Below are 22986 nucleotides of genomic sequence, written 5' to 3' on the forward strand. Positions count from 1 at the left end.
AAATTATAATTTATAGCAAAGTTACAAACTAAGTTCTTAATTACATCTCTAGTCAATGAGTCACTATGTGATAAATAAGATAGAGAAGTTTAAGTGGAGGAATTCACGTGAAAAAGGATCTAATTAAACTAATACTTATTTTCTTTATTTCAATTTTTGTGATAGGCATCTTACCTATAGTTCAATTTATTTGGGCATTTATGCCGACAAAACTTGTTACGAAAGAGGAAAAGCAGCATATTGAATATGTTGTGAACACAGCTTTTGAAGATAATTTAGGGTTGAAGGTTAAGAAAATAGAGATTCCAACTTGGGTTAGTCATGTTACTTATCAATATAATGTAAAAGTTCAATTGGCAGAAGGTGCAGAGAAAATTTTAACAGAGAAGTTAGAAGATAGGACTTATTCCTATTACGCTAATAGTGATGATAAACCATCTTTGATATTAACAGATCTTATCTTTTCTTATGTCCTAGATACAAATTCCCATCCTATGTTGAATACCTTATATTTTGACAAAGAGTCTGTTCTAAAGCCAGTGAAATTTAAGAAGCTGAGTACAGATTTAGATTACGATGTAACTGACGACCAAAAAGGGTTTTATCGTGATTTGGTTCAAATAAAAAAAGAACTAAAGTATAATCCCAAGACAGAGAAGTATGATGCTTCAGCAGATGAAATAAAGAAATTGAGAAAAGATATGATCCAATTATCAGAAAAGTATGAGGCTCAATTGAATTTGTATCTCAATCTGGAAGGTGATATTCCTGAAGGAGCGAGTCTAACTGACTATATTGATTTTACTAGCTTACCCAAAAATGTTTATGTAGTTGTTTGGGGAGAAAATGGGAAATTAGATAGCAATGGTTTTCAGGCAGAATAATTGAGATAGATTTATTCAAGGAGGAAACAAATGGTCATCACAATAAAACCAATGGTGACAGCAGAGGAGATAGAAGGTAAGTCCCTCGTTCATTGGCAAACGTGGAGAGAGGCTTATGACGACCTTTTACCTGCAGAATTTCAGGATACGATGACATTAGAAAGATGTCGATTCTTTAGTCAAAAATATCCAGAAAATACATTGATCGCGATGGATGGCATGAAGGTAGTTGGGTTTATCAGTTATGGAAACTTTCGTGGTGAGACTATTCAAGCTGGTGAAATCATTGCCTTATATGTTTTAAAAGACTATTACGGAAAAGGTATTGCTCAGAAATTAATGACGGAAGCTCTGAGTGCTCTTGAGCATTTCTCTGAAATTTTCTTATGGGTATTAAAAGAGAATAAGCGAGCCATTGCTTTCTATCAAAAAATGGGTTTTACTTTTGATGGCCAAGAAAAAATACTTGAACTTGGAAAACCTGTTAAGGAATTGCGGATGATGTGTTCTTCAAATAAAAATTTCTAGAGGATGTATCTATCAATCTTTGAGCCATTATCAATTAATCAAGTATAATGAGTGAAAGAGATAGAACGAAAAGAAGAGTTAAAGGAGAGAACTTATGAAAATTCTAGTTATCAATGGGCACCCTGATAAGGAAAGTTACTGCCAAGCGATTTTTCAAACAATTGTAGGCAATTTGGATACAAGCCGTCATGAGATTATAACTATTAATCTCAATGAAGAGGACTTTGACCCGGTCCTTCGCTATGGTTACCGAAAACGGATGGAGGAAGATCCGTTTATCCTTCGTTCTCAGGAATTAATCCAATGGGCAGATCATTTCATTTTTGTTTATCCTATCTGGTGGAGTAGTATGCCGAGTCTCATGAAAGGTTGGATCGATCGGGTCTTCACACCTGGGATTACTTACTTGGCCAATGATCAGGGAAGCTTTATCTGGAATTACCTGAGAGGCAAGCAATTTAAGAAGTTGCTTAAAGGAAAAACGGCTAGTATTTATGCGACTTCGATGGCACCCACTTGGTGGTACAAGATCTTTTCAGGCCCTCTCAACATTCCAGATAGTTATGGCATCTCTGTTTTGAAGAATGCGGTCTTGAACCATTGTGGGATTAAAACAAAGCGTGTCTGCATCTTGGGTGAAGTCGGACGAGATGTGAACACCGCTAGCATGCGGGAACAGCATCTCCAAAAGGTAGCAGCAGAAGTGAAGAAACTTTGATCAGAGACAGGAGACTACTGATAAGTTAGTGTCTTTAGTTGTATTTTTAATAGGTTTTAGTTAAACTATTAACATAATCTATAAAACATAGGAATGATTCATTATGTTACTTTTTATCTATATGATCTATGTCATTTATTCACTATCAAAAATGAAAAGAGAAGGTAAAAGAGTCTCAATTTTTACTAAGTTGATTGTTTACGGCTTATTGATACTCTCTTCGTTTATGCTCTATTTCAGTTTTTTGTCATTTTTATTTAGTCCGTTGCCATTTTTTGGCTTTCTAGCTACTCTTGCTATTGGTGGTATGATGCTATCTCTGAAAATAGTCATTGCTCTTGCTTTGCTTTTGTTATCTCTTGGCCTATACTTAGATAGCAAAAAAAGTGATCCGGATACGCCACTCGTTGATCATTGGTTACGATTGGGGGTTCATATTCTTCTGATTATTATTTAAGGCAAGTACGGTTACATCTGAAAGCAAATGTTTGTATAGGAGATCTTTATAATGGGAAAGTATTTGAACCTGTTTAAGATCGTGTATCTTATTCTTTTACTTTTTGTTTTTGCGAACTTTGTATTAGGCTTCTATGGTTACGCCTTTACTTCGCTCCTGTGGAATCCTTGGTTGTATCTAGGAGCAGTGACGATTTTTTGTCACATCTGGTATCGCTTCTATCGAACTCACGCAGTCAATTGGAAGAATGTAGTGGGCCTACTGTTTAGTTTCTTTGCTAGCCTGATCCTGGTATTTTTCATTGAGTTTTTCTTTAGTTTTGATAGTCATGGTTCGGTAACGATTCACTCGGAATATTATTTAAAAGAGAAGTCAATTGTCTTTCAAAGAGGCTCCCTTTTAGATGCCTTTGATGAATACCATGAGCTGGTGAATCCCTTTGTCATGAAAAAAGAGATAAAGAAAAAAGTGTATATTGATTAATTGTCAATATCATAGAAAGGAAATATATGTCACGTACAACGCCTACTATACTGTGCAATCTTTGCATGGTCGAAGATCTTGAAAATGGGAAGGTCGTCCTCCAATACCGCTCACCTGAAAAGACTCACTGGGCTGGCTATGCTTTTCCAGGTGGCCACATCGAGGAAGGAGAGAGTTTGGTCGAGTCTGTCATCCGTGAGATTGAAGAAGAAACTGGTCTCACCATTTTCAACCCCCACTTGGTCGCTGTAAAAAACTGGCAGTTAGAGGATGGCATCCGCTACATCGTCTTTTGCTACAAAGCGACAGAATTTACAGGCCAGCTAAGATCGTCTGATGAAGGAGAAGTTTCTTGGGTCGCTAAGGACCGATTAGCTAGCCTATATTTAGCTTATGATATGCTCCCTCTGCTGGAAGTCATGGAAGATCCTAACCTTTCAGAGTATTATTACCGGAAGCGGACTGAGGATGGTTGGGAAAAATTTCGCTATTAAGGAGTTGGGTACACCAGCTCTTTTCTTATTCTTGTAAGAAGTTGAAAAAAGTAGTATGATGGAAGGGTTTAGGAATACCTGATCTAGGGGGATTTATTTTATATGAAGGATTTTCACTTTGATGCCATTGCAGCATTTGAAAATTACGAGATCTTAACCATGAGAGATGGCCATGTGGTGGTGACAACCAAGGTGGTCGAATCGTCACTTAATTATTATGGAAATGCGCATGGAGGATATCTCTTTACCCTGTGTGACCAGATCAGTGGTTTGGTCGTGATTTCACAGGGAGTAGATGGTGTGACCTTGCAGTCATCCATCAATTATTTGAAAGCAGGACGTCTAGGAGATGTCTTGACCATCCACGGGGAATGTGTCCACTGTGGGCGGACGACTCGAGTTGTCGATGTCGACATTACCAATCAGGAAGGTGTCAATGTCTGTAAGGCGACCTTTACCATGTTTGTAACGGGAGAAAGAGATGAATCAGCAAAAGTACGCATTTAAAAACTATATTTTTGATTTTTATGGAACCTTGGTCGATATCAAAACCGATGAGTCGAGTCCAGTCTTGTGGGAGACAATGGCCCAAATCTACCAGTCCTATGGTGCTCATTATACAGGGGAAAGCCTGCAAGCACGCTATAAGGAGTTGGTGAAGCAAGCGGAGGAAGGTATCGCTAAGGAAAAAAAGGTCACTTATCCGGAGATAGACTTGACCGTGATTTTCGTTCAACTCTATCTAGAGAGTCATCCAACAGGAGCCAGTGTCCATCATCTCAAAGAGTGGGGACGCTTGATTGCTCGGACCTTCCGTGTCCTCTCTCGTAAACGATTGGAGCTTTACCCGCACACGAAAGAAGTCTTAGAAGATATGAAAGTTGCAGGTTGTCGGATCTATCTCTTATCCAATGCGCAAGCGGACTTTACCAACCCAGAGATTGATTTAGTTGGCTTGAGAGAGATTTTCCACGACATTTATCTGTCGTCTGATGCAGGGATTCGCAAACCTCAGCGCGAATTTCTCATGAAAGTCATCAAAGAACACCAGTTGAATCCTGATAAAACAGTCATGGTAGGGAATGACTTCACTACAGATGTGGCTGTAGCGAAAAGCATCGGCATGCAAAGTATCTTGATCAATACCTTCCCCTACTCGGACGAAGAATTACAGAATAAGAGTCAAGCAGGCGTGCGCGTGATTCGAGACATTCAAGAATTGCAAGAAGATTAAAGGTTACCATCAATTTTAGGAGGCCAAGTTGCCTCTTCTTTTATTGAAAATGCTACAATAGAACGGAATTTGTCAAATTTTCCCTTTCATGGTATACTATGGGAGTTAATTTTGCTAAGGAGATTGAAATGAATAACTTACCAAACTGTCCAAAATGTAACTCTGAATACGTCTATGAAGATGGTGCGCTCTTGGTCTGTCCAGAGTGTGCTTATGAATGGAACCCAGCTGAAGTCGTAGAAGAAGAAGGTGTTGTAGCCATCGACGCGAATGGAAATAAATTGGCTGATGGCGATACCGTCACCTTGATCAAAGACTTAAAAGTGAAGGGTGCACCAAAAGATTTGAAACAAGGAACGCGAGTGAAAAACATCCGTATCGTCGAAGGTGACCACAACATCGATTGTAAGATTGATGGCTTTGGCGCAATGAAACTCAAATCAGAATTTGTCAAGAAAATCTAAGAATAAGAAGAAGGGCTTAGCCCTTTTCTTTCAGGAGAATACTATGAAATTCAAACTATTATTTAGCTATCGTTTTCTATTGTTTATCTTGAGTGTGATCGGCGTTTATCTGCAACTGACCAAGCATGGTGGCTTTGGGATGATGCTCTATTACACCATTTTGTCCAACATGTTGGTCATGTTCTTTATGGGGGACATGGTCTGGCGCATGCTTCGTGGTCGTTCGACCCAGACACAGAGCTATCTTCGCTTAAAGGGCGGTGTCACCATGTCAATCATGATCACCTGTGTCATCTACCACTTTATGCTAGCACCCATCGCGACACCTGAGAAGTTTTACCGTTTGGAAAACTTCCTCTGTCATTACATTGTTCCCTTGATGTTTTTCTTTGACACCCTGGTCATTGATAAACCGAAACAATACCGTAAGTCGGATCCATTAGCTTGGACCCTGCTTCCCTTGCTTTATATGGTCTTTGCTCTTCTCAACGGTTTGGTTCTTAAGTGGCCAGTTCCAGGTGCCAAAGACAGTCCTTTCCCTTATTTCTTTATCAATGTCAATCGTTTTGGTTGGCTCTATGTGGTTAAGATGGCGACCATCATTTTTGTCGCTTATTTACTAGCTGGATGTGGCTTGTTTGCCTTGAAGAGGTTTGGGAAAAAAGGAACAGATCATCATTAAATAGAAGATTTGTGGATGTAAATCCGAACATTCGTAGAAAATAATGAGTTTTTTCTTGCATCCCACTATAAACTGTGATATAGTATGGATAATTAAATAGTCCTTTAATCCTGTCCCGTGAGGCAGGCAAGGAGTCTGATCAAAATAAGGGGTGAACTAGATGCGTTCTAGGTCTTATCTCTTGATATTTTTCTGAAGCCTCCTTGAAAAGGGAGGCTTTTTTCTATCAATTAGGAGGAAAAGATGAAGATCAAAGAAGTCGTTGATGATCTGACCATGAAGCGAGCTATTACTCGCATCACTTATGAAATCATCGAACGGAATAAGGATTTGAGCCAAATTGTTTTGGTAGGGATCAAAACTCGTGGCGTTTTCATTGCCAATCGCATCAAAGAAAGGTTAGCACAGCTAGAACAAATAGAGGTTCCAGTCTGTGAATTGGATACCAAGCCTTTCCGTGATGATATCAAAGTAACAGAAGATTCAACCGTTTTACCAGTAGATATTACTGGCAAAGATGTCATCCTGATTGATGATGTTCTTTATACAGGTCGGACTATTCGAGCAGCCATCGATAATCTTGTCAGTCGTGGACGTCCATCGCGTGTCGGCCTGGCAGTCCTAGTGGATCGTGGTCATAGAGAATTGCCAATCCGACCAGACTATGTTGGAAAAAATATTCCGACAAGTCGATCAGAGGAAATCATTGTCGAGATGACGGAGCTGGATGGTCAAGATCGCATCTTGATCGAGGTGAGTGAATAAGGTAGTTTTCAAATCGTCGCTATATACAGGAGTGACTGAGGAAGCTTCCTGTATCGTTTTCACATATGCATATCTTTGGAATGGAGTTACAACATGTCTACAAATCAAATCGCACTTAAAAACCTTGTCTCAATGGAAGCTTTATCAAACGAAGAAGTTATGGCCTTGATTAAGCGTGGGATTGAGTTTAAAAATGGAGCAAAAGCTCATTATGATGAGCAACACATCGTGTCTAATCTCTTCTTTGAGTCGTCAACACGTACGCACAAAGCATTTGAAGTGGCTGAGTTGAAATTAGGTTGTGACCTCCTTGACTTTGATGTGAAAACGAGCTCTGTAAACAAGGGTGAAACTCTGTACGATACCATTTTGACCATGTCAGCTCTCGGAGTTGATATCTGCGTCATCCGTCACCCAGAAGTAGACTACTACAAGCAATTGATTGAAAGTCCAACTATCACAGCCTCTATTGTCAACGGGGGAGATGGATCTGGTCAACACCCAAGCCAAAGTTTACTAGACTTGATGACCATCTATCAAGAGTTTGGTCACTTTGATGGACTTAAGGTTTGTATCGCTGGGGACTTGGATCACTCACGGGTGGCAAAATCCAATATGCAAATCTTGAAACGCTTGGGAGCAACCCTTTACTTTGCTGGTCCAGACGAGTGGAGAAGTGCAGAGTTTGAAGAATATGGAACCTTTGTGACGATTGATGAAGTGATCGAAGAGGTCGATGTCATGATGTTCCTCCGTGTGCAACACGAGCGTCATGATTATGAATCTCTCTTCTCAAAAGAGAACTACCATCGTTTGCATGGCTTGACACAAGAACGCTATGATCGTATGAAAGACACAGCCATCTTGATGCACCCAGCTCCAGTAAACCGTGATGTGGAGATTGCTGACCACTTGGTAGAAGCTCCTAAATCACGCATCGTGGAACAAATGACCAATGGTGTCTTTGTCCGCATGGCTATCATCGAAGCGGTTTTAGCTGGACGGAAATAATAAAGTAAGAAAATAGAAAGGAGAAGTGAGAGAGTCTACAAAAAGGTGGTCTTTTCTCACTTTTTCTTTTTGGAATTTGTAAGGAGAATTTATGGTAAAACGTCTCTTAGTATTAGAAGATGGGACGGTTTTTGAAGGAACTGGTTTTGGAGCTGATACCTATGTCAGTGGGGAATTGGTCTTAAATTCTGCCATGACGGGTTATCAGGAGTTAATTACCGACCAGTCCTATAAGGGGCAAATTTTAGCCTTTACTTTTCCAGTTATCGGTACAACTGGGATAAACCGAGATGATTATGAATCTATTTTTCCTGGGTGTCTAGCAGTGGTGGTGCATCAATTAGCGAGTCATCCCAGTAATTGGCGGAAACAGTTATCCTTAGATGCTTATCTGAAGAAACACAATATTCCAGGGATCCAAGGAGTCGATACTCGAAAGCTGGCTAAAATTGTTACAGAACATGGAAGTATGAAGGCTACAGTGGTCAATGAAGGGGATGCGATCGAGCATATCTTGGACCAGCTTCGGGCAACCGTCTTGCCTTTTGACCAAGTCCGCCAGGTGTCGACCAAAACCCCCTATGCTGCACCAGGGTTTGGTAAGAGTATCGTCTTGATCGACTTGGGCTTACGGCATTCCGTTTTGCGTCAATTGATTGCACGAGGTTGTAACGTCACGGTCGTTCCTTATTCAGTTAAATTGAAGGAATTAAAGGATTTGCAGCCAGATGGCATCATTCTATCCAGTGGTCCAGGGAATCCTCATCATATCGATGGTATTTGCCAGGTCATTGCTAAAATCGATCCTCATATTCCAATTATGGGGATCGGCTTGGGGGCAGAATTGCTGGCCCTTGCCCACGGAGGAAGTCTCGCGAAACTAAAAAGTCCTCATCGAGGTCTCAACATTCCTGTAAAAGAGGTGGCTACTGGAAAAGTCGAAATCACTAGCCAGAATCACCAGTACAACATCGAGCGCGATACTCTTCCACGTGATTTTCTGATTACCCATGAGGAGCTTCATGATCACTCTATCGAGGCCTTTCGTCACCGCTATCTTCCCTTGATTGGTGTCCTCTACCATATTGAGTCCAGTCCAGGACCAAGGGAAAGTCTCTATTTCTATGACGAATTTATGGATCTGATTGAAAGTAAATTAGACGAAAGAAGGGAGGAGTTATGGTCATGAATCAAGTAACGCTTTTGTGTGCAGAATCCTTCAATGATGTCAGTTTGCTTGGAGCACTCACGTCTTGTCCCTTATTAAAAGAACGTGGCTACCAGACAGAAATCCTCTATTGTGGAGACGAGAACGACGTCACCAAAGAAGCAGGAGACGCTGTTTCGGTTATTCGTTTAAAGTTGGACAGTCTCAAAGAAGCCCTTCTAGCGACGAAAACAAAAAATTTACTGCTGTCATTTGCGGATAAGCAAGTCCTTGGTCTTTTATTCCGATTGGAAGAAATTGGGTTTCTCAAGGAACACAAAATCCGTATTCTAGGAACTTCGCTTAGGCAGTACCGTACCTTTTACCACCAGGCAGACCAAAAGTCATTTCTACAGGACTTAGGTTATCAAGTTCCTTCCTCATCCTTGGTTTCGACAGTGCGAGAGGCTATTGAGTTCTCAGAGCAGATCCAATTCCCTATTGTTGTTTGGCCACTTGCCAGCAAGCATGGGCAAGGTCGTCGGATTGCTAATAACTTGGATGATTTATGTGATGCTGTCGAAAAAGGACTAGAAGTATCGCCACAGGCTCAGTGTTTGTTGGAGCTCTCAACGGTTGGTTTCAAGGAGTTGGAATACATCGTCGTCCGAGACCGCCAGGATAATTATTACCTTGCAGGAAACATTGAGAGCGTCGACCCGGTGGGGATCCATTCCAGTGATTCTTATCAAGTCATCCCTAGTCTGACGCTGACGGATACCGAGCATCAGACCTTGAGAGAGGCAGCTTTGTCTATAGTCCGGCACTTGAGACTGGTTGGAGCGACATCTATTAAGTTTGCGCTAGATCCAAAGAGTTACCAATTTTATATTCTTGAGGTCAATCCTTTTGCCTCTGATTCCTTCTCGACCATGTCAATGGCTTTAGGCTATTCGATTTACCACCAGGCCTTATGCTTAAAATTAGGCGACCACCTTTTGGACCTTCCTCATCCTACGATGAAAAGTCTTACGGCTCTCTTTGAACCCACTCTAGATCGTATTTTCTTTAAACTCCCTGTTTTTCCAATGGAAAAGGTGACAAAAGTTCTCAACACACAAATTCACTCAGTTGGTGCAATTCATGGGTTTGGTACAAGTCTAGAAGAAGCCTATCAGCAAGCTGTTGAAAATTTTGGTTCGGATCAATGGCCTAAGAATATTCTGAAAGAAGTTTCCGACGATGAATTGATCCAACGGATTGCCAAACGGATGCCCTATCGTTTCTCATCTATCTTAGAGGCTTTTCATAGAGGCTTCGAAATGGAAGAAGTAAGCGACCTGAGTCGAATGGATCCTTTCTATCTCCAGTTCCTCTATAATAGTTACCTATATGAACGAGAGGAGAAGGAGCATCTAAGTCATGACTTAAAATTACGTCCTTTGGATTTAACTGCTGGATTTGGTCAAGTTGGCGAAAAGGTTTCTTACTATATTTCCATCTGTGGTGAGGACGAGGGATCAGATTGGAGTCAATGGACCTTATTGGTGGATCAAAGCCCTTCAGAAGATTCCAGCCAAATTCTCAGAATCATTGAACGTTTGAAAAAGGAGCGTGAAAAGGGAAGAAAAGTAGCTCTTCTCAGTCAACGTCCTTTTGTAGGACATGCAGCAGATACTTGCTTACGGATTCCTCTTTCTGTTTATGAAAGTTACCAGAGTCAAATCGATGGTCAGTTTGCAAGGGTGGAATACATGGATTAAAAGAATTTAAAAAGCTTCGGTTAAGGTAACCGAAGCTTTTTTTAACAATATAGTGAATTAAGAATGGCTAACAATACCGATAATGGTGTCGACGGCACGTTCCATGGTTTGAAGGCTGACGTATTCAAAGCGACCATGCATATTTTCACCACCAGCGAAAAGATTTGGTGTCGGAATGCCCATGAAGGAAATTTTAGACCCGTCTGTACCACCACGAATTGGTTCAATGATTGGTGTAATACCTAAATCTTCCATAACTTCTTTAGCCAAGTTGACAGGTGTCATATCTTTTTCGATGACCTGTTTCATGTTGTAATATTGGTCTTTAAGGGTCAAAAGGACTCTTTCTGCACCAAGTTCTTGGTTCATCTTACTTGCAATCTCTTCCATCTTTGCCTTACGAGCTTCGAAATTCTCTGTCTCGAAGTCACGAATGATGTAGCTAGCATGTGCTTCCTCAACAGTACCATCCACATTCATTAAGTGGTAGAAACCTTGGTAGCCATCCGTTTTTTCAGGACGGTCTTCTTCAGGGAGTTGATTGTGGAAGTCAATGGCTAACTGAAGAGCATTGACCATTTGGTTCTTAGCAGTACCTGGGTGCACATTGCGGCCTTTAAAGGTAATTTCAGCTCCTGCAGCGGAGAAGGTTTCGTATTGCAATTCACCAAGAGGACCACCGTCCACTGTATAAGCGAAGTCTACATTGAAATCTTCTGCATCAAATTTATCTGCTCCGACTCCGATTTCTTCATCTGGTCCAAAGCCGACTCGAATTTCGCAGTGTTTGATTTCAGGGTGAGCAGTCAAGTACTCGATGGCTGTCATAATTTCAGCAATCCCTGATTTGTCATCTGCTCCAAGCAGAGTCGTACCGTCTGTAGTGATCAAGGTTTGTCCCTTGTAGTTATGAAGGTTAGCAAAGTCAGCGGGATCTAGTGAATAACCAGAGTCACCCAGAGCAATAGTGCCGCCATTGTAGTTTTCAATGACTTGAGGGCTGATGTTTTCCGCATTGAAATCAGCTGTATCCATATGTGAGATAAAGCCAATCTTTCGTGTGAGACTTGGATCGTTTGCTGGAAGAGTTCCAATAGCAAAACCGTTTGGAAGGTAGTAGACATTCTGAAGTCCAACTCGTTCCATTTCAGGGAGTAGTACCTTCTTTGCAAACTCTACTTGAGAGGCTGTACTAGGAGTTGTTGTTGAAGTCTCATCAGAGCGAGTATTGACTTTGACATAGGTTAAAAAACGTTCTAATAATGTTGGGTATTTCATTTGTTTTTCCTTTTCTAGTTCTGTGCTTGTAAAACATAGCGCTTGATAGCAGTAGCGACACCGTCTTCTTCGTTAGAAGTTGTAGTAACATCAGCCAAGGCTTTGATAGAATCTGGTGCATTGCCCATTGCAACACCCAGACCCGCGTACTCAATCATTTCAATATCGTTATTCTCATCACCAATAGCCATGATCTGTTCTTTAGGAATATTCAGGTGTTCAGCAAGAGCTTTTAAACCAGTCGCTTTGTTTACGCCTTTGGGAAGAATTTCAAAGAGAATAGGCTGAGAACGAATGGTGTGGAAGCGCTGAGCTAATACATCTTCATAGTTCTCTTGAAAGGCATCAATCTGCTCTTTCTGATCGATAAACATTCCTTGGAAAATTGGTTGTGACTCAAGGACTTCTTGCAATCCCAGTGATACAGGCACAGAAGAAACGATACTGGCATCCATTTTAGCAATTTCGGAAGGTTCCTGATTCAAAATGATATAGCGATTTAAATCGAATAAGCTTAATTGAGAATGGATCTCCTGAGTTAATTGATCGAGATAAACCAAATCTTCTTCAGATAAGGCATCATAAGTGATGATGGACCAATCTGAAGATTTGACAGTTGTACAGCCATTATTAATCACAGAGTAGGAATGAATACTTTTGAAGCCAATCTCTTCAAAGATGGGACGGACACCAGATAGGGGACGGCCTGTACAAATGACAACGTGGACACCAGCAGCTTCAGCATCCAAAAGCGCCTGCTTATTAGCAGGACTAATGGTTTTATCAGGTGATAAAAGAGTCCCATCCAAATCGATGGCAACTAATCGAATCATAGCTCATCCTCCTTAGCTGGAAGAAAGCTAGCAATGACTTTCCCAATCACTCTTGGTTCCTCTTCTAGCGGAATGACCTTGTCACTATACTTTTTATTGAGAGAGACAAGACGGATCCCTTGAGCTTCACGAAAGACACGCTTGATCAAGGTTTGCCCATCGTACTCAATAGCATAGATGGCACCAGCAGTATCGTAGAAAGTTTGCTTAATTAGGGCAACAGATCCCTTTGGATATTTAGGTTCCAGCGAGTCTGTATGAATCCAAAGTGCTAGATCATAGGCCAGTTTTTGATCAAACCAAACCAAATCTCCCTTAGAAGCACTTTGACTTGCAGCATAACTATCGAAGACTGTATATGGTGTGTATTTTTTCTCGATAAGTTTCCGTTCAGCCTGCAAAACTAATAAGCGATTGGCTTCCTCTAGGAGAGAATCTTGAAAATCCTCATCTAGTTGTTTATAGATAAACTCAATCTTAGAATCTTCCAAGGTATCTGATTGACCATAACGTGGGTCTAGATCAGAAATAGGGATTTCAAAGAAGCTAGCAATCTTTTCTAAGTTCTCACTGACTGGGAGAGAAGTCCCTTTTACATAGCCAGTCAAAGTACTAGCTGGGATACCAGTAGTACGAGATAAATCGACCTGTTTCTTATTTTGAACCTTTAATAGTTCTCTTATTTTTTCGGAAATAATGCGCAAAGCCTCTTTATCTTGTGGGCTTGCTTTTCCACGTCCTCTTGCCAAGAGTTTCACCTCCTTTTACATTACAATTTATTATAGCGAATTAAATCGAAAAAGTAAATAGAAATCCTTTATTGTTCATTAATTATTTCAATTCGAATTAAATAGTATTATTTAATAATCTGTTAACATATTCTTAATGCTTGATTTTTTTAGGGATAAGACATAGAATAAATAAAAAAGACTTCATGGAGGTAGAAGTATGATTCGGACCGTTCAAATTAAAGATGCAGGTCAAATTCGTGATTTGTGCCACCAGGCATTGGGGTATGATTCGACCCTTGAGAAAGTAACAGCTCAGATCGATAAATTCAATCAGCCAGATTCGGGTCACTTTTGCTTTGTTTATGAAGAGGACCAAACTGGGAATATTTTAGGCTATGTCGAAGCTGAAGCCTATGAGAGTATATATAGCGATCCGGGTTTAAATGTTTTAGGACTTGCTGTTTTCCCTTCTGCTCAAGGACGTGGGATTGGTCGGCAATTGATGGAGCGAGTTGAAACTCTTGCTCGAACTCATAACTATTCCTTTATTCGTTTGAGTTCTGCCTCTCATCGTAAAGAAGCCCATGTTTTTTATGAACATATAGGCTATGAAGGAAATAAAACACAGAAGCGATTTTTGAAAATAATGGATTAAGATAGGCAAAGGCCTATCTTTTTTGTTATAATATACTGAATAGTTTTATAAGGATGAAGAAATGAATTTAGAAGAATTAAAGAAACGACAAGAGAAGATTCGGAACTTCTCCATTATCGCCCATATTGACCATGGAAAGTCAACCTTGGCGGATCGAATCTTAGAAAAAACCGAGACCGTTTCTAGTCGGGAAATGCAAGCCCAGCTTTTGGACAGCATGGACCTAGAACGGGAACGTGGAATCACTATTAAGCTCAATGCTATTGAGTTGAACTACACGGCTAAAGATGGGGAAACCTACATCTTCCACTTGATTGACACCCCAGGACACGTGGACTTTACTTATGAGGTTTCTCGTTCGCTTGCTGCCTGTGAGGGAGCCATTCTCGTTGTGGATGCGGCTCAAGGGATCGAAGCTCAGACTCTTGCCAATGTTTACCTGGCTTTAGACAATGATTTGGAAATTCTTCCAGTTATTAACAAGATTGACTTGCCAGCTGCAGATCCAGAACGTGTGCGCACAGAAGTAGAAGATGTCATTGGTCTGGATGCTAGTGAGGCAGTCCTAGCTTCTGCCAAGGCTGGTATCGGGATTGAAGAGATTTTGGAACAAATCGTCGAGAAAGTTCCAGCTCCTACTGGGGATGTTGCTGCTCCATTGCAAGCCTTGATCTTTGACTCAGTATACGACCCATATCGTGGAGTTATCCTTCAAGTTCGGGTGGTCAATGGTATGGTGAAGCCTGGCGACACCATCCAGTTGATGAGCAATGGTAAGACCTTTGATGTGACAGAGGTAGGGATCTTTACTCCTAAAGCGGTTGGTCGTGATTTCCTTGCGACAGGAGATGTTGGTTATATTGCAGCATCTATCAAGACTGTTGCGGACACTCGTGTCGGGGATACTGTAACTTTGGCGTCCAATCCTGCTAGCGAGCCTCTTCATGGATACAAACAAATGAATCCAATGGTCTTTGCAGGTCTTTACCCAATCGAATCCAACAAATACAACGATCTTCGGGAAGCTTTGGAGAAGTTGCAATTGAATGACGCTAGTCTTCAATTTGAGCCTGAAACATCTCAAGCCCTTGGTTTTGGTTTCCGTTGTGGTTTCTTAGGTCTCCTGCATATGGATGTTATTCAGGAACGCTTGGAGCGCGAGTTCAATATTGACTTGATCATGACAGCGCCGTCTGTAATCTATAAGGTCAATTTGACAGACGGAGAAGTGCTGGATGTGTCCAACCCGTCTGAGTTCCCAGATCCAACCAAGATTGCTTCAATCGAAGAACCTTATGTCAAAGCACAAATCATGGTGCCGCAAGAGTTTGTTGGAGCTGTCATGGAATTGGCCCAACGCAAACGTGGGGACTTTGTAACCATGGACTACATCGACGAAAATCGGGTTAATGTCATCTATCAGATTCCACTGGCGGAAATTGTCTTTGATTTCTTTGACAAATTGAAATCCTCTACTCGTGGCTACGCAAGCTTTGACTATGAGTTATCTGAATACCGTCCATCTAAATTGGTTAAAATGGATATCCTTCTCAATGGTGATACCGTCGATGCCCTTAGCTTTATCGTTCACAAGGACTTTGCCTATGAACGTGGGAAGTTGATTGTTGAGAAGCTCAAGAAGATTATCCCTCGTCAACAGTTTGAAGTGCCTATCCAAGCAGCTATCGGTCATAAGATCGTGGCCCGTACGGATATCAAAGCCCTTCGTAAAAACGTCTTGGCCAAGTGTTATGGTGGGGACGTCTCACGGAAACGGAAGCTTCTTGAAAAACAAAAGGCTGGTAAAAAGAGGATGAAAGCTATCGGTTCAGTAGAAGTACCGCAGGAAGCCTTCTTGTCAGTTCTGTCAATGGATGAGGAATAAGCTTTTCGCTAGTATCATGGAACAAATAGAACGTCCCGTTAGGGGCGTTTTTCTATCAGGCTAGACAAATAGCGCTTTCAAATCTAAGTAGAACGTGATAAACTAGAGGTATCAAAACCCATCACAAAGGAGAGGAAAGATGAAAAATAAGTTCCTACTAGCGACCGTCTCGGTCTTATCAGCTGTTGCCCTTGTAGCTTGTAGTTCACCTAAAAAAGAGTCTAGAAAACCATTGTCATCTGAATCTAGTTCCACTGAGGTGGTAAAAAAGAGTAAAAAATCCTCTAGTAAAAAGACTTCTAGCAAGGTAGAGTCAAAATCATCGGATGATACCAAGAGTTCTGTCGAAACCAAACGGGTTGGTTCTGCAGATTATGGTTATATCGATATCCCAAGCAAGTGGATTAAATTTACAGATATAGATGGTGGAGACAGCATTCAATTTACAGATGGAAGTGCCTACAACATCGTTACCATGAACGGGTATACTAAAGAGAAAGCAAATGTCGGTGAAGGGGAAGTCTTCAACGCAGAGTTGATTGCCAACCGAATTGCATACTATTGGAATGACAATAAAGAAGTAGAGAAAATGTGGGGAGCTAAAACCACTGTCTCAGGCAATGAAGCCTTGCAGCTGAATATTATCCTTAAATCTGGACAGTACCTCATTACTTGGGTCTTCCAAAAGGATGATAAGGTATACTTGATGTCTTTTGAAGGGGATCCAGAGACCTTGGCTCAATTCATTCCTTACATTGAAGAAACTTGGAGTTTGGATGAGAAAGGTCCAAAAGCCTAAGTTCTTATGAAGAATAAGCCAATATGTCTAAGCTAGAAAGGGTCTGATAAAAGTCATGAGGCGCTGGAAAAGCAGCTACTATGGGAAATTGAATTTCTCTTAATCGAAGATCTTGAGGGTAGGATAGAATGAATGGTGTCTTCCATTTATTTTAACCTGCTCTTTTTTGTTGAGTATGGTATAATGCTCTTATCCATTTAGCAATAAGAAAGTAGTTTATGACTCAAGAAATTGACTTAGAAAAATACCATCAGTTAGCGCTCCAGAAACAAAAGGAGCACCGCAAGGTATTGGCAAATCTGAAAAAGAAGCCCCCTAAAAATCTAGATAAAATAGCCCAAGAGATTCACGATGAAGTCTTTCAAGAAATTGATTGTACCGCCTGCGCCAACTGCTGTAAGACCCTAGGACCCGATTTTAAGGAAGCAGATATCACGCGCATCGCCAAGTATTTCAAGATGAAACTTCCCGCTTTTGAAGCGGAATTTCTTCAAGTCGATGAGGATGGCGATAAGGTTTTTAAATCCATGCCTTGCCCTTTCTTGGGTGGTGATAATCTCTGTTCCATCTACGATGTGCGTCCTAAGGCTTGCCGAGAATTTCCTCATACAGACCGCAAGAAAATCTACCAGATCAACCATCTGACTATCAAGAATACCCTCACTTGCCCAGCAGCCTATTTATTTGTAGAAAAATTAAAGGATCGTTTGTAATGACATATACATTTTTACTTTTTGACCTAGACCACACCTTGTTGGACTTTGATACAGCGGAGGAAGTAGCCTTAACGCAATTTCTCCAAGATCAGGGGGTTCAAGATATTCAAGCCTTTAAGGACTACTACAAACCCATGAACCAAGGTCTCTGGAAGGATTTGGAGCAAAAGAAGATTAGCAAGAAAGACTTGATTAACAGCCGGTTTGCCATTGCCTTTGCCCATTTTGGAAGACAAGTAGATGGTGAAGAAATGGCTTTCCGTTACCAGGACTACATTAGTCAACAGGGACAGACTTTCCCAGGAGCAGAAGACTTGCTAGCTAAGCTAGTAAAAAGAGGTTACCAGCTCTATGGTGCTACCAACGGCGTTACGGCCATTCAGCAAGGGCGCTTGAAGCAATCTGCCATCACCCCTTATTTCAAAGAAATCTTCATCTCTGAACAATTAGGAACTCAAAAACCGGAAGTGGCCTTTTATGAAAAGATCGGTAACTTGATCCCAGGATTTGCCAAGGAGCAAGCACTCATGATTGGAGATTCTTTGACGGCGGACATCGCTGGAGGCAATGCTGCGGGGATTGATACCGTCTGGTACAATCCGAATCATAAAGAAAATACCAGTCCAGCAGTGCCGACTTATGAAGTGGATTCTTATGAGGCGTTATTGGCTCTCTTGCGAAAAGATTAGCCTAGTACTGATACCAGTTGCTTTCAGTTAGAGGTGAAAAGGAATTGACCTGAAAAGAAGGAGATGTAAACGGGGTTAAATGATTAGAAGAAATTTATTTTTTCAATTTCTTATTCGACTAGCTTATATCCTCCTATTAGCTGGTGCAGCTTTCTATTTGTTATGCTTATTGAATGGGATGGATTGGGACCAAGCTACTGTTCAGGAAAGAAATGGGTTTCGAGCGTGGATTATGCTAGGCTGCACGGTTTCTTTCATTCTCATTCGGCAAGTATTCGAATTTGTTCGTCTGATTTGTAAAACAAGCAGAAAAGGCAGAGAGTTTTCGCAGCAATGGAACGAATCAATCTCTTTGCTGGAGATAGAGAAGGAAGCAACATTTAGTGAACCGAGGTTGAAGTTACTAGTATATAAGGGCTATTTGATAACCTATCGCTCTTGTTTCGACTATCTGAGAATAGATGAGGACATTTGGAAAATCCAACTTCAGAAATTTCAAAAGTATAGTTATAGTAGGTACTCTGGTAGAAACAAATCACTTCTTCCTCCTAAGTATTTTCTTGTGTTAAGGGATTTTGACTACAAGGAATACTATCTCGCTATCAGCTATCAGAAAGAGGAGTGGCATCATTTTTGCACCTATCTGATGAAGCAATATCCCTGGATTGAATGTAGCGGTGATGTGGAGGAGCATCAAATATAAGCGTCTCTTTAACAACCTGAATAAGCTTTGTTCAAATTACATTCCATTACAAACTAGCTCTCGGGCTAGTTTTTTGTTATTATGGATAAATGGATATATTTAAACAAATACCATTCAACATCAAGAAATGGGTCGGCTATCTGGTTCGTGCATACTTCATAGGGGTCGCTCTCTTGATTTGTCTTCTCTTTTATTTTACTAATCAGGAAGAAAAGAAAATCCAAGAGCAAATTTCCACTTTTTATCAGGAAGCGGGATTTAAAGGAGACCTACATTTTAAAGCAGCTGAACTCCATGGGATGTCGACCAAATATGCCTATACCTATCAAGAAAGAGTTGAGGGAAAGACGGTTCAGTTTGATTTTCTTTATGCAAGCCTCCTATCCAAAGAAGAAACTGGGAAAAACTATGACACGGCAGGAGAACTGGCTCAACATTACAACAGTTGGTTAGTAGCCCCGTTTTTTGAAAGAGCCTTTACGGAATCTCAAGGATTTCAACAATTAAAGCAAGAGATAAAAGAGCGATTTCATCAACAAGGCCTCGAGGTAAGCGAGGTTCGTCTTAAGTTACCAATCCAAAATCCCGATTTTGAAGATCAATTGGCAAGAGACTTACTGGCTGCTGAAAAAATAGGAGAAACAGATCTTCGAGGGATTCTGACCTTGGATTATGCTACCTACCGCCAAATTAAGGGGTTTTCCTTTACCGTTACAGTAACTTCCCTCGCCAAAGAATTTGAAGGGAAGCACTTGGATGTATCCGGTCTTCCTTCTGGGAACTATGTGATTGAATCGGGTTCCAAAGATGAAGGATCTTATTACTTTGAGATCGATTAAAAAATTTTTAATAGTGTCAAGTTTTTTTCTTGACAGGTCTATAAAATGTGTTATAATAGATCATGTGCTAAATAGCTTGTCTATTTCACCGAAAATTAAAATATAGAAAAGAGACTTATAAAAATGGCAGTTAAAATTCGTTTGACTCGTATGGGTTCTAAGAAAAAACCTTACTACCGTATCAACGTAGCAGATTCACGTTCACCACGTGATGGACGTTTCATCGAAACAGTTGGAACTTACAATCCACTTGTTGAAGAAAACCAAGTTACTTTGAAAGAAGACCGCGTTCTTGCATGGTTGGCTGATGGAGCTCAACCTTCAGATACAGTTCGCAACATCCTTTCAAAAGAAGGTGTCTTGAAGAAATTCCACGATTCTAAATTCTCAAAATAATCATAAAGTAGGTTGATGTATGGATACGATTGAAAATCTTATTATTGCAATTGTGAAACCTTTGATTTCACAACCGGATGCCTTAACCATCAAGATCGAAGATACTCCTGAATTCTTGGAGTACCACCTTGACCTTGATCCTAGCGATGTTGGTCGAGTGATCGGTCGGAAAGGTCGCACCATTTCTGCGATAAGAACGATTGTCTACTCTGTCCCAACTGAAGATAAAAAAGTAAGAATCGTTATTGACGAAAAATAAAAAGGCGGGACATTGTCCCGTTTTTTTTGTTGCAAGGAGAAGGAATGAGAGATTTAACAGTTAGACAACTAGAGGAATACTTACTTGATCATTATCAACAATCTAGAACAGAAGAAGGACTTTTTATCAAACTAGTGGAAGAAGTTGGAGAAGTCGCTGAGGTTTTAAATGGACGTTCAGGTAGAAAAGAAGGTGTCCAAGATTCAAACGAGGTATTGGCAAAGGAGTTGGCAGATATCATTCACTACACAGTGGCAATTGCAGCTATCAACCATATCGACCTAACGAAGACCATTTTTGAAAAAGACAAGAAGGCAGCCATCAAGTATCAGCATGAACAAGATTTGGAAGGCTTTTTAGCAAGAAAGTCCATTTGAGAAAATCTATTGAACGTGATAAAATAAACATAAGAATATTTAGTGAATTATTGTATAGAATGAGTGGTTTTGATATGAACCGATTTGAAGTAACTACAAAGATTGGTTGTCTCTCTGTTACTTATAAAAAGGGAAATAAAATACTAGTTTGTTTAAATGGTGCTGGTTTGATATCAAGTTATGAAAATTTCCTACCAATACTTGAAAAACTTCCTTCCTCAATAGGTTACTTAACGATTGATTTTCCGAATACAGGCAGGAGTCCGATTCATAGTCAAACAGGATTTAATTTGGATAATCTTGTTGAAGCGGTATTCGAAATCCTGAAAGGGTTGGAAATTTCCGATTATATACTTTGTGTTCATAGTTTAAGTGGTGTTTTGGCTTTAAAGTTACTGAGTAAACCAATTAAGTGTCAAGCTTTGATAGCAATTGAACCAACAACAAAAAATATAATGTTTGCTGATTTTTCAAAAAATCCTTATCCAGAAATGGAAGAGCAAATGAGGATGATTGAAGAATGTGGTCCGGAAAATTATTTTAAGGGGCTAACTCAAGTAACATTTGAAGCTGAAACTGAAAGTCTGATTTGGGAATTGATGGAAGAAAAGGGCTTAGAATTGGAAAAGCAAGTTCCTGGATTTCAGATATCTGTAAATATTACTGCTGAAGATTTTGATAGTTTGTCCTTAGCAGATAATATTCCTGTTTTCGTATTTTGTCAGGCGTATAGAGAAAAAGAGTACAGAGATTCAGAATATTGGAATTCTAATACAAAACTCATTCTAGGTGGAAACCACCACTATCTACACTGGTCAGAATCGGAAAAAATTGCAGCTCTTATTAGAGAACTGTAGAGATAAATTAATTAAAAGAGGAATGTAAAGAATAAAATGAATTATTTTAACGTTGGGAAAATTGTCAATACCCAAGGCTTACAAGGAGAGATGCGGGTCTTGTCTGTGACAGACTTTGCGGAAGAGCGCTTTAAAAAAGGAGCTGAATTGGCTCTCTTTGATGAGAAGGATCAGTTCGTCCAAACAGTGACCATTGCTAGCCACCGTAAGCACAAGAACTTCGATATCATCAAGTTTAAGGATATGTACCATATCAATGCCATCGAAAAGTTCAAGGGCTTTAGCCTTAAGGTTGCGGAAGAAGACTTGACGGATTTGGATGAGGGCGAATTCTATTACCATGAGATCATCGGCCTTGATGTTTACGAAAATGACCAACTAATCGGTCAGATCAAGGAAATCCTGCAACCAGGTGCCAATGATGTCTGGGTGGTCAAACGAAAAGGGAAACGTGACCTTCTCTTACCTTATATCCCACCAGTCGTGCTCAATATTGATATTCCTGGGAATCGGGTAGATGTGGATATCTTAGAAGGGTTAGACGATGAAGATTGATATTTTAACCCTTTTCCCAGAGATGTTTTCACCTTTGGAGCACTCGATCGTCGGCAAAGCGCGTGAGAAAGGCCTATTAGAAATCAACTACCATAATTTCCGTGAAAACGCAGAGAAGGCGCGCCATGTGGACGATGAACCCTATGGTGGCGGCCAAGGGATGCTCATACGTGCTCAGCCGATCTTTGATGCCTTTGATGCCATTGAGAAAAAGAATCCGCGCGTGATCTTGCTGGATCCTGCCGGTCGGACCTTTGACCAATCTTACGCAGAAGAGTTGGCTCAGGAAGAAGAATTGATTTTTATCTGTGGCCATTATGAGGGCTACGACGAGCGGATCAAAACCTTGGTAACAGATGAGATTTCTCTGGGAGATTATGTTCTGACGGGCGGTGAACTGGCGGCCATGACCATGATTGATGCGACAGTGCGCTTGATTCCAGAAGTGATCGGAAAAGAGTCCAGCCACCAGGATGATAGTTTTTCGTCGGGTCTCTTAGAATATCCTCAATACACACGGCCTTATGAATACCGAGGGATGACGGTTCCAGATGTCCTCATGAGTGGTCACCATGAAAAGATCCGTCAATGGCGTCTCTATCAGAGTTTGAAAAAGACCTTGGAGCGTCGCCCCGATCTGCTAGAAAACTATGAATTGACAGCAGAAGAAGAGAAGATGTTGGAACAAATTAAACAAGAAGACTAACAGCGACAGCTGTTTTTCTTTTGCCCTAAAATTAGAAAAAATCTTTCCCATTCTACTAGTTATTGGTAACAAAATGTG

The 22986-nt window shown here is 40.6% G+C and carries 30 protein-coding genes; 27 read left to right on the forward strand and 3 right to left on the reverse strand.

What is annotated here, in order from left to right; genetic code table 11:
* The first annotated feature begins 107 nt into the window (after positions 1-107).
* The 14 genes from AC3E8G_RS05275 to AC3E8G_RS05340 all read left to right on the forward strand — a co-directional run bounded on the left by AC3E8G_RS05275 (position 108) and on the right by AC3E8G_RS05340 (position 10630).
* Positions 108-884: a hypothetical protein gene (locus tag AC3E8G_RS05275; protein ID WP_272078468.1), complete on the forward strand. Its 777-nt coding sequence runs from the start codon at positions 108-110 to the stop codon at positions 882-884.
* Between the two features lie 30 nt (positions 885-914).
* On the forward strand, positions 915-1412 hold the full coding sequence (locus AC3E8G_RS05280) for a GNAT family N-acetyltransferase (RefSeq protein WP_490677187.1): 498 nt from the start codon (positions 915-917) through the stop codon (positions 1410-1412).
* Positions 1413-1506: 94 nt separating this feature from the next.
* On the forward strand, positions 1507-2130 hold the full coding sequence (locus AC3E8G_RS05285) for an NAD(P)H-dependent oxidoreductase (protein ID WP_490677188.1): 624 nt from the start codon (positions 1507-1509) through the stop codon (positions 2128-2130).
* A gap of 103 nt (positions 2131-2233) precedes the next feature.
* Positions 2234-2587, forward strand: coding sequence for a diacylglyceryl transferase (locus AC3E8G_RS05290; protein WP_490677189.1), 354 nt, complete (start codon positions 2234-2236; stop codon positions 2585-2587).
* Between the two features lie 51 nt (positions 2588-2638).
* Complete coding sequence (locus AC3E8G_RS05295) at positions 2639-3070, forward strand: hypothetical protein (RefSeq protein ID WP_490677190.1); 432 nt, start codon at positions 2639-2641, stop codon at positions 3068-3070.
* A gap of 26 nt (positions 3071-3096) precedes the next feature.
* Positions 3097-3564, forward strand: coding sequence for an 8-oxo-dGTP diphosphatase (locus AC3E8G_RS05300; protein WP_490677191.1), 468 nt, complete (start codon positions 3097-3099; stop codon positions 3562-3564).
* Between the two features lie 102 nt (positions 3565-3666).
* The gene (locus AC3E8G_RS05305) at positions 3667-4071 is read left to right on the forward strand and encodes a PaaI family thioesterase (RefSeq protein ID WP_490677192.1); all 405 of its coding nucleotides are present in this window, start codon (positions 3667-3669) and stop codon (positions 4069-4071) included.
* Entirely contained in the window at positions 4046-4798 is a 753-nt protein-coding gene (locus AC3E8G_RS05310; protein WP_414285891.1) for an HAD family hydrolase, read from the forward strand. The genes AC3E8G_RS05305 and AC3E8G_RS05310 overlap by 26 nt, the downstream gene beginning before the upstream one ends.
* Before the next feature lie 128 nt (positions 4799-4926).
* Entirely contained in the window at positions 4927-5262 is a 336-nt protein-coding gene (locus tag AC3E8G_RS05315; RefSeq protein WP_009731127.1) for a zinc ribbon domain-containing protein YjdM, read from the forward strand.
* A gap of 43 nt (positions 5263-5305) precedes the next feature.
* Entirely contained in the window at positions 5306-5944 is a 639-nt protein-coding gene (locus tag AC3E8G_RS05320) for a Pr6Pr family membrane protein (RefSeq protein WP_233331441.1), read from the forward strand.
* 243 nt (positions 5945-6187) lie between these two features.
* Positions 6188-6709, forward strand: coding sequence for a bifunctional pyr operon transcriptional regulator/uracil phosphoribosyltransferase PyrR (gene pyrR / locus AC3E8G_RS05325; RefSeq protein WP_414285892.1), 522 nt, complete (start codon positions 6188-6190; stop codon positions 6707-6709).
* 93 nt (positions 6710-6802) lie between these two features.
* Positions 6803-7720 (forward strand): aspartate carbamoyltransferase catalytic subunit, encoded by a 918-nt coding sequence (locus AC3E8G_RS05330; protein ID WP_006596279.1) that lies wholly within the window; start codon positions 6803-6805, stop codon positions 7718-7720.
* Positions 7721-7811: 91 nt separating this feature from the next.
* Positions 7812-8909 carry a carbamoyl phosphate synthase small subunit gene (locus AC3E8G_RS05335; RefSeq protein WP_126404309.1) on the forward strand — a complete coding sequence of 366 codons (1098 nt, stop codon included), beginning with the start codon at positions 7812-7814 and terminating at the stop codon, positions 8907-8909.
* Positions 8906-10630 (forward strand): ATP-binding protein, encoded by a 1725-nt coding sequence (locus tag AC3E8G_RS05340; RefSeq protein ID WP_414285893.1) that lies wholly within the window; start codon positions 8906-8908, stop codon positions 10628-10630. Before AC3E8G_RS05335 ends, AC3E8G_RS05340 begins: the two co-directional genes overlap by 4 nt.
* Positions 10631-10687: 57 nt before the next feature.
* On the opposite strand, the gene pepT is transcribed toward AC3E8G_RS05340, so the two are convergent.
* From pepT to AC3E8G_RS05355, 3 genes are read right to left on the reverse strand one after another with little or no spacing between them, the layout of a single operon-like run.
* A complete protein-coding gene (gene pepT, locus AC3E8G_RS05345; protein ID WP_414285894.1) occupies positions 10688-11908 on the reverse strand; it encodes a peptidase T in 1221 nt (406 codons plus the stop codon).
* Between the two features lie 14 nt (positions 11909-11922).
* A complete protein-coding gene (locus AC3E8G_RS05350; protein ID WP_414285895.1) occupies positions 11923-12741 on the reverse strand; it encodes a Cof-type HAD-IIB family hydrolase in 819 nt (272 codons plus the stop codon).
* A complete protein-coding gene (locus AC3E8G_RS05355) occupies positions 12738-13490 on the reverse strand; it encodes a LexA family transcriptional regulator (RefSeq protein ID WP_490677193.1) in 753 nt (250 codons plus the stop codon). Before AC3E8G_RS05355 ends, AC3E8G_RS05350 begins: the two co-directional genes overlap by 4 nt.
* Positions 13491-13689: 199 nt before the next feature.
* On the opposite strand from AC3E8G_RS05355, the gene AC3E8G_RS05360 reads away from it, so the two are divergent.
* The 13 genes from AC3E8G_RS05360 (at position 13690) to trmD (ending at position 22908) form a co-directional block, all read left to right on the forward strand.
* Positions 13690-14127 carry a GNAT family N-acetyltransferase gene (locus tag AC3E8G_RS05360; protein WP_414285897.1) on the forward strand — a complete coding sequence of 146 codons (438 nt, stop codon included), beginning with the start codon at positions 13690-13692 and terminating at the stop codon, positions 14125-14127.
* 61 nt (positions 14128-14188) lie between these two features.
* Entirely contained in the window at positions 14189-16012 is a 1824-nt protein-coding gene (gene lepA / locus AC3E8G_RS05365) for a translation elongation factor 4 (RefSeq protein ID WP_048788851.1), read from the forward strand.
* Between the two features lie 139 nt (positions 16013-16151).
* A complete protein-coding gene (locus tag AC3E8G_RS05370; RefSeq protein WP_490677194.1) occupies positions 16152-16811 on the forward strand; it encodes a hypothetical protein in 660 nt (219 codons plus the stop codon).
* Positions 16812-17029: 218 nt separating this feature from the next.
* Entirely contained in the window at positions 17030-17524 is a 495-nt protein-coding gene (locus AC3E8G_RS05375; protein WP_009731114.1) for a YkgJ family cysteine cluster protein, read from the forward strand.
* Positions 17524-18216, forward strand: a complete 693-nt coding sequence (gene pynA, locus AC3E8G_RS05380) for a pyrimidine 5'-nucleotidase PynA (protein WP_414285901.1) — start codon at positions 17524-17526, stop codon at positions 18214-18216. Before AC3E8G_RS05375 ends, pynA begins: the two co-directional genes overlap by 1 nt.
* Positions 18217-18295: 79 nt before the next feature.
* Positions 18296-18919, forward strand: a complete 624-nt coding sequence (locus tag AC3E8G_RS05385; protein ID WP_414285902.1) for a hypothetical protein — start codon at positions 18296-18298, stop codon at positions 18917-18919.
* 89 nt (positions 18920-19008) lie between these two features.
* On the forward strand, positions 19009-19758 hold the full coding sequence (locus tag AC3E8G_RS05390) for a hypothetical protein (protein WP_414285903.1): 750 nt from the start codon (positions 19009-19011) through the stop codon (positions 19756-19758).
* A gap of 123 nt (positions 19759-19881) precedes the next feature.
* Positions 19882-20154 carry a 30S ribosomal protein S16 gene (rpsP, locus tag AC3E8G_RS05395; RefSeq protein ID WP_006596292.1) on the forward strand — a complete coding sequence of 91 codons (273 nt, stop codon included), beginning with the start codon at positions 19882-19884 and terminating at the stop codon, positions 20152-20154.
* 19 nt (positions 20155-20173) lie between these two features.
* A complete protein-coding gene (kphA, locus tag AC3E8G_RS05400) occupies positions 20174-20413 on the forward strand; it encodes an RNA-binding protein KphA (RefSeq protein WP_003001620.1) in 240 nt (79 codons plus the stop codon).
* Positions 20414-20457: 44 nt separating this feature from the next.
* Positions 20458-20790, forward strand: a complete 333-nt coding sequence (locus tag AC3E8G_RS05405) for a MazG nucleotide pyrophosphohydrolase domain-containing protein (RefSeq protein ID WP_107849268.1) — start codon at positions 20458-20460, stop codon at positions 20788-20790.
* 74 nt (positions 20791-20864) lie between these two features.
* Positions 20865-21647, forward strand: coding sequence for an alpha/beta fold hydrolase (locus AC3E8G_RS05410; protein WP_490677237.1), 783 nt, complete (start codon positions 20865-20867; stop codon positions 21645-21647).
* Positions 21648-21683: 36 nt separating this feature from the next.
* Positions 21684-22202, forward strand: a complete 519-nt coding sequence (rimM, locus tag AC3E8G_RS05415) for a ribosome maturation factor RimM (RefSeq protein ID WP_023023341.1) — start codon at positions 21684-21686, stop codon at positions 22200-22202.
* Positions 22192-22908, forward strand: coding sequence for a tRNA (guanosine(37)-N1)-methyltransferase TrmD (gene trmD / locus AC3E8G_RS05420; protein WP_490677195.1), 717 nt, complete (start codon positions 22192-22194; stop codon positions 22906-22908). Before rimM ends, trmD begins: the two co-directional genes overlap by 11 nt.
* The last annotated feature ends 78 nt before the right edge of the window (positions 22909-22986 follow it).

This window comes from Streptococcus sp. SCPM-O-B-15294 (M123) (assembly GCF_058200455.1).

Coding starts and splice junctions, on each gene's coding strand:
- AC3E8G_RS05280 (WP_490677187.1), top strand. CDS start 915: ATGGTCATCACAATAAAACCAATGGTGACAGCAGAGGAGATAGAAGGT.
- AC3E8G_RS05285 (WP_490677188.1), top strand. CDS start 1,507: ATGAAAATTCTAGTTATCAATGGGCACCCTGATAAGGAAAGTTACTGC.
- AC3E8G_RS05290 (WP_490677189.1), top strand. CDS start 2,234: ATGTTACTTTTTATCTATATGATCTATGTCATTTATTCACTATCAAAA.
- AC3E8G_RS05295 (WP_490677190.1), top strand. CDS start 2,639: ATGGGAAAGTATTTGAACCTGTTTAAGATCGTGTATCTTATTCTTTTA.
- AC3E8G_RS05300 (WP_490677191.1), top strand. CDS start 3,097: ATGTCACGTACAACGCCTACTATACTGTGCAATCTTTGCATGGTCGAA.
- AC3E8G_RS05305 (WP_490677192.1), top strand. CDS start 3,667: ATGAAGGATTTTCACTTTGATGCCATTGCAGCATTTGAAAATTACGAG.
- AC3E8G_RS05310 (WP_414285891.1), top strand. CDS start 4,046: ATGAATCAGCAAAAGTACGCATTTAAAAACTATATTTTTGATTTTTAT.
- AC3E8G_RS05315 (WP_009731127.1), top strand. CDS start 4,927: ATGAATAACTTACCAAACTGTCCAAAATGTAACTCTGAATACGTCTAT.
- AC3E8G_RS05320 (WP_233331441.1), top strand. CDS start 5,306: ATGAAATTCAAACTATTATTTAGCTATCGTTTTCTATTGTTTATCTTG.
- pyrR (WP_414285892.1), top strand. CDS start 6,188: ATGAAGATCAAAGAAGTCGTTGATGATCTGACCATGAAGCGAGCTATT.
- AC3E8G_RS05330 (WP_006596279.1), top strand. CDS start 6,803: ATGTCTACAAATCAAATCGCACTTAAAAACCTTGTCTCAATGGAAGCT.
- AC3E8G_RS05335 (WP_126404309.1), top strand. CDS start 7,812: ATGGTAAAACGTCTCTTAGTATTAGAAGATGGGACGGTTTTTGAAGGA.
- AC3E8G_RS05340 (WP_414285893.1), top strand. CDS start 8,906: ATGAATCAAGTAACGCTTTTGTGTGCAGAATCCTTCAATGATGTCAGT.
- pepT (WP_414285894.1), bottom strand. CDS start 11,908: ATGAAATACCCAACATTATTAGAACGTTTTTTAACCTATGTCAAAGTC.
- AC3E8G_RS05350 (WP_414285895.1), bottom strand. CDS start 12,741: ATGATTCGATTAGTTGCCATCGATTTGGATGGGACTCTTTTATCACCT.
- AC3E8G_RS05360 (WP_414285897.1), top strand. CDS start 13,690: ATGATTCGGACCGTTCAAATTAAAGATGCAGGTCAAATTCGTGATTTG.
- lepA (WP_048788851.1), top strand. CDS start 14,189: ATGAATTTAGAAGAATTAAAGAAACGACAAGAGAAGATTCGGAACTTC.
- AC3E8G_RS05370 (WP_490677194.1), top strand. CDS start 16,152: ATGAAAAATAAGTTCCTACTAGCGACCGTCTCGGTCTTATCAGCTGTT.
- AC3E8G_RS05375 (WP_009731114.1), top strand. CDS start 17,030: ATGACTCAAGAAATTGACTTAGAAAAATACCATCAGTTAGCGCTCCAG.
- pynA (WP_414285901.1), top strand. CDS start 17,524: ATGACATATACATTTTTACTTTTTGACCTAGACCACACCTTGTTGGAC.
- AC3E8G_RS05385 (WP_414285902.1), top strand. CDS start 18,296: ATGATTAGAAGAAATTTATTTTTTCAATTTCTTATTCGACTAGCTTAT.
- AC3E8G_RS05390 (WP_414285903.1), top strand. CDS start 19,009: ATGGATATATTTAAACAAATACCATTCAACATCAAGAAATGGGTCGGC.
- rpsP (WP_006596292.1), top strand. CDS start 19,882: ATGGCAGTTAAAATTCGTTTGACTCGTATGGGTTCTAAGAAAAAACCT.
- kphA (WP_003001620.1), top strand. CDS start 20,174: ATGGATACGATTGAAAATCTTATTATTGCAATTGTGAAACCTTTGATT.
- AC3E8G_RS05405 (WP_107849268.1), top strand. CDS start 20,458: ATGAGAGATTTAACAGTTAGACAACTAGAGGAATACTTACTTGATCAT.
- AC3E8G_RS05410 (WP_490677237.1), top strand. CDS start 20,865: ATGAACCGATTTGAAGTAACTACAAAGATTGGTTGTCTCTCTGTTACT.
- rimM (WP_023023341.1), top strand. CDS start 21,684: ATGAATTATTTTAACGTTGGGAAAATTGTCAATACCCAAGGCTTACAA.
- trmD (WP_490677195.1), top strand. CDS start 22,192: ATGAAGATTGATATTTTAACCCTTTTCCCAGAGATGTTTTCACCTTTG.